We start from the raw sequence: 5,241 nt of genomic DNA, 5'->3' as shown, positions 1-5,241 counted from the left end.
ATCAAAGCAGCAATTGCCAAACTCATCTCGCGCTTCACAATCTGGGATATCAAAGGTATAACCAACCTTACCTGTTTCACGGTCAAAATACGCTAACTTAGGAGGCGCCATCCTATCCCAGAGTGGCTGAAGGTTTAAAAATGTAAGGTTCCCTATAAGCACCAAGAATAATAGAGTCAGCGGGTAAGGCTCTGAGCCAAATGGAATCCACCATAATGTAAATAACCCTATAAATGAACTACCTGTAAACCCTAAAAGCATGGGACCAAAGATAAGTGCTCTCATGGGATCATTACCGCATGAATGGACTTGAAAGCGCTGGGGATTACTACTAAAAACCGATTTATCATCATATAACCAGCTAGCTAAAAAGCATAACCCATTAAACATTTTCCGCAGATACAGCGTATCGCCTTCTTCATAGAATTGATTAAAAATTGTTTTTTTAGGTAATGGGCCACCTAAGTAATTATAAATAGACATATTATTCCTGTAGCACCCATGGATTAGGGTATGTAGAGTTGTCCTTTATTTTTCTTAATCACAAAAGTAAAATATTGAGCTCGTAAGCACGCTTTATGTTTTTCTCTAATAACTCAGGGTCATCACTAAAGGGCGCAATAACATAATTAACCTCATCCATCGGGTATTCTTTTTCGCCATCAATATCCGTATGAAAAACATATTTATAGTTATTTTTTATCTCGGGATCGAGTGGGTAGTTTTCCATATAGGGGCCAATTTTATCGCCTTTCCAAACTGTGCTATATCCTTTATCGAGGTAATCCTGAACAGACTGCAGAAGCCCAAAGGGGATTGGTTTATTTTTATCCATAAATTCCGTTAATAATGTCCACGATTGACAAGCTCCATCGTAGCTATCAGCGAACGCGACTATGTATTGGCAATCCCTTTTACCATGTTTAGGGTATTTTTTAGGGATTAAACTTGTTACAGGCATGCCTGTTCCTAAGCTAAAACCTAACGAGCCTCGATACATCTCAACTTCTTCAAATGGTATAACAAGTTCAGGGTTACCACCAAATGCAGGGAAATTCACATTGCCGGTTTTTCGGTCAAACACGACAGAGGTTGCTCTGGGGATTTTTGCTTTACGGTGGTAAATAAAAGCAATTATTAATAATAAAACTTGCCCTAGGATAAACAAAGGGTGTAAAAAATGTGCACCTAAAAACTGCTCCATACTGGCGGCTTTAAATAAAGTCGTAATTTGCATAAAAATTGAAACACCAAAAAAAACTAATGCCGTAAAAACAGTAGCAGTTTGGAAGATATCCCTCATACTTGATATTAATAATACGCCGTAATAACGACCATCAGTTGAATATATATCGTTTACTCCAAATAGGTTGTCATAATTGACGTCCACTTTTCGGTAGTATTTTCCCATGTCAGTTGGTTTTTTAGGGGGGCGTAATTCAGATACTTGCTCGGTGTTTATCATAATGTTACTCAAGTCCAAATTCTTCTTTTAACGCATAATTTAAAAAAACAAAAACTAAACTAGACAGCCATGCTAATTGTACAAGCCAAACTGTGCCATAAAATCTACTTTTTAGGTGAAAAATTTACCTTTCTTAATCGATTCTTTTCATTTAACCCATTAAATAAAACATGACCACTATTAAACCTAAATTACACGCATGAAAATAACTGCATGGTGCAGTTGTTATTTATTACTGAATAGTTTTACTAGAGTTGATTAAGTTTTATGCGAGAAGCTTTTTGCAATTACTGATATTCGCGCGCCGTTTTCTGTTTAAGTTTTCACAGTAACCAGCTTGTGATGATGCCCGGCCAACTGCACCATGAAATACACGTGTAAATTGGGTTGTAAGTTTCAGCCAGTTTTCTGGGGAAATATTGACTCTTTCGAGTAAGGGCAAGTGTGTACTTTCAATATACCCTCGCTTGTCTTCTCGTATACAACGTCCTGTTAATTCAACAAGTTCAAGGTACGATTTAAGCTCAAACGGCAGTCCTTTTGGCATAATTTGACGTGGCATGCCTGCAAAGCGCAGTAATTTTTTTGGTTGTTTACCAACTTTTGCGTATGTTATGCGTTGTTTGATGCTGGTATGGTCTGACTCCTCTGGGGTGTTAGCCATTTTTGCTCTGATGGGGTTTAAATCTACATACGCCATGCAGGCAGCAAGGGCTGCTTCATCTAATAATGCTTGAGACGTAAAGCGCCCCTCCCAAAACCTGCCAGTGCAGTTATCTTCTTTATTTGCTCTGCGGGCAATGTTTTCATTTAACAACCTCATAAACCAGCTAATACTTGATAGGCGCTCTCGATATTCTTTTACTGTTTGATTAAAAAATATGAGTTCTATTTTACTTAGCTTTTCGCCCTCCATGTATTTTTGCATAAGTACAGTGCCTTTACAGAGTTTATGCCAACGAATAACAATCGCTTTATCATTTAGCCTATTCGCTTTTTTATCATCAACATACAGTACTAGATGGGTATGATTACACATTACGGCATAAGCACACACATCAATACAAAATACCTTCGCTAATCCAATTAGCTTATCTTCAACCCAGCCTCGTCGATGTTCGTAAGACTTACCGGTAAAGTGGTCTTCACCACATAAAAAAGCACGCCGAACACATCGTGAAATACAGTGATAATATTTTGTATCAACCAAACTTACCTGACGCTTTCTTGCAATTGCCATAAGACACCCTGCTTATTTTTCACACTGGTAAAAGCCTAGTACTTAGTTCGCCAAACTGCAAAATTAAGATGGGTGTCTACTTTAGTTTGTTTCTACTTTAGTTTGTTCTAAATTAGACCTCATTGTTAGTTTTAGCTAAATTAATTCCATATACTTTACGGTATAGCAACGACAATAGGGAAAGTAATGTAATTAAAATAAACCAAATTATATGTGAATTTAAAAAAGCGCTTTTAATAAAAGAAGCTGATATGAAACTCAGTGTATTAAAATCTATTTCACCTTTAATATAAAGACTTAAGAAAGGAAACAAAATCATAATAATTAAAGAAAATAAGATTAAAAAACTGACCAAAAAGAATGATGAGAGTTCTTTTTCAGCAGCCATACCAGTAAATAGGCCTGTTTTATCTAATGTATTTAAATAATTTCGACAATGAAAAAAACGGTCACTTTGACTCTTTTCTTTTTTATCTCTGGTCTGTTTTAAATTTAAAAAATGTAACAATGACAAAATTACCCCACCCTCAATCAGGTAATAAAAAACATAAGGGTAATCACCATTAACAATTATAAAAAAATTAGACAAAACAAAATAGACACAGAGGTTGAATTTATCAGTCGTTTTCAATACTAAAAAAAATACTATAGACATTACCAGTGGTAATAAAAAAAACGAATCCCAAGGTACTAAACTCGAACATGCTCCAGCTAATGTACTGCATATATTATTATCGTATGTAGTACTATTAAAACTTAAAACGGGTCTTGAGTTTAATGAATTATAACTCAATAAAAACTCGACAAAAAAACTCATAAGCATTGCGAGTGATAAATTTTTAAATGCAAAGCGATTCATAAAAATCCTTTTAAAGTACTTTAAACAACAAAAGCTCTATTGTTTAAAGTGGGTTTTAATAAAGTAAAGCTGCTATTCATGCTCAGCGTTGTTTTTTACATCACCAAACTTCATGTCTGTTTACTTGGCAGTCATCAGGGTCTAAATAAGGTTTTAGCTCCTCAGGAAAGGCGTGTTTTTCCGTTATATCTTTATCGATTTTGAAGTAATGCTCTATCGATTGATATAAATGCGTGCCAAGTGGGATTGATGTATCCATAAAGGTCATGGCTGTGGCGTATGCCAGCGAATCCCATTCACGATTTGAACCACCCACATAAAAAGTAGGCTTAGTGAAGCGATAATGTTTAGGGTATTTTAACGGCACCATAAGAGACACAAATACACGTGAACCACCACGGGCTGAGCCTACATTACGCTCATTTGCACCATAGCAAACAATGTCTTCGTAAGGTAAATAAAACGGTTTTCTAAATAATGTATGCGGGGTTTTTACAAGCCCGGTATGGCGATTGAAATAAAAATTATCTCGGTGCGCTAATATAGCCCGGTGTTTCAGCATATAAAAACCAACAATAAACATAGGTGCATATATAGCAAATGGCACCCACCGATAATCCTCCCACACGAAACCAATAACACCCAAATCAACGAAAAAAAACAGAACTGCAGCGACCATTAACAAGAAGCTTAGAGCAGTAAATAAATTTGACCACCCTCCAAACCATGAAATAGCCAACTGCTTACCATCGCTCTCTACCCAATGTCCCTCAAGTGTTGACCCACTATCTGGGGATTCAAGCTCGGCTGAATATTCATCAGTAAAACGCTTACTTTTAAACGTGCGAGTTTTGAATCTGCAACCATTGAGTGCTTCGGCTTTTTTTAATCGCGTTTCATAGCTGTCTTTATGTAGGTAGTCTCTTGGCAGTTGCTCTTCGTAGGCTGCTCTATTATCACGGTATCTTCTTTCGTTTCTAGTTCGCTTTCGTATTTCAGCCACTTTCTCGGGGTTATTTTTTCTAAACTCTTCTCTGCGCACTACAGCTTCTTCATCTAACGCCAGTTGCTTTATGGTTTTATCTTTCGCTCTTGTAGGATCCCGATTTGGGTTTTCAACGCACCACTGTTTAATTGCGTTAACACGGTTTTCTCTTTTTATTTTTTTTCGTTCTTCGTGACTTAAACCATCTTCCTCTTCAGCAATGTGGCGCTCAACTAGCTTATCAAGTATTCTTTCGTCTTCTGATCTTTTATCATCACTATTCATAGTTACTCCTTTACACGATCTACTTCTTATAAATTAATTACTGCTTGGCTTATAACTTGACCAATGCGGTGACTGTACTTGCGGTCATCCCCCCAAGATAATGCTCCAGGTTTTTCACCCGCTTTGTAATACTCGATTGGTAAGCCATAGGTACTATTAAACCCTTGAATAGTCGGCTGGCCTTTGCCATTTGGGTACACTGATAGTCAAACTAGACAGCCTCTCTAATTATATAAACCAAACTGCGCCATAAAAGGTACTTAAGGTATCCCACACGTTAATTGCATAAATATCCGTTTCGCTTTGTATTTCCAATTAAGTGTTTGTTTCCGCTCAGGCTCAGGAGTCCACCGTTGCCATGGTTTGGTTATTTCAGGGTGTGGCTCGTCGTTGTACCAATCTATTTT

General features: G+C 37.0%; 5 protein-coding genes and 1 pseudogene. All 6 read right to left on the bottom strand.

The window, feature by feature from the left end; all coding sequences use genetic code 11:
* Positions 1 to 483, bottom strand: a pseudogene (locus WNY79_RS20605) (hypothetical protein); the annotation flags it as partial.
* Positions 484 to 541: 58 nt separating this feature from the next.
* Positions 542 to 1,477, bottom strand: coding sequence for a hypothetical protein (locus WNY79_RS20600; RefSeq protein ID WP_342876772.1), 936 nt, complete (start codon positions 1,475 to 1,477; stop codon positions 542 to 544).
* Between the two features lie 253 nt (positions 1,478 to 1,730).
* Positions 1,731 to 2,705, bottom strand: coding sequence for a transposase (locus WNY79_RS20595; RefSeq protein WP_342876771.1), 975 nt, complete (start codon positions 2,703 to 2,705; stop codon positions 1,731 to 1,733).
* Between the two features lie 112 nt (positions 2,706 to 2,817).
* Entirely contained in the window at positions 2,818 to 3,564 is a 747-nt protein-coding gene (locus tag WNY79_RS20590; RefSeq protein ID WP_342876770.1) for a hypothetical protein, read from the bottom strand.
* Positions 3,565 to 3,664: 100 nt separating this feature from the next.
* On the bottom strand, positions 3,665 to 4,834 hold the full coding sequence (locus WNY79_RS20585) for a hypothetical protein (RefSeq protein WP_342876769.1): 1,170 nt from the start codon (positions 4,832 to 4,834) through the stop codon (positions 3,665 to 3,667).
* 26 nt (positions 4,835 to 4,860) lie between these two features.
* Positions 4,861 to 5,034, bottom strand: a complete 174-nt coding sequence (locus tag WNY79_RS20580) for a hypothetical protein (RefSeq protein WP_342876768.1) — start codon at positions 5,032 to 5,034, stop codon at positions 4,861 to 4,863.
* Positions 5,035 to 5,241 lie beyond the last annotated feature (207 nt).

The organism is Pseudoalteromonas sp. AS84, assembly GCF_038900255.1.
Classification (GTDB): domain Bacteria; phylum Pseudomonadota; class Gammaproteobacteria; order Enterobacterales; family Alteromonadaceae; genus Pseudoalteromonas.
This window is presented reverse-complemented; position numbering and strand designations above follow the sequence as displayed.

Bases quoted from the DNA above. Each gene is read 5' to 3' on its own strand.
- WNY79_RS20595 (WP_342876771.1), bottom strand. From the start codon at position 2,705: ATGGCAATTGCAAGAAAGCGTCAGGTAAGTTTGGTTGATACAAAATAT.
- WNY79_RS20590 (WP_342876770.1), bottom strand. From the start codon at position 3,564: ATGAATCGCTTTGCATTTAAAAATTTATCACTCGCAATGCTTATGAGT.
- WNY79_RS20585 (WP_342876769.1), bottom strand. From the start codon at position 4,834: ATGAATAGTGATGATAAAAGATCAGAAGACGAAAGAATACTTGATAAG.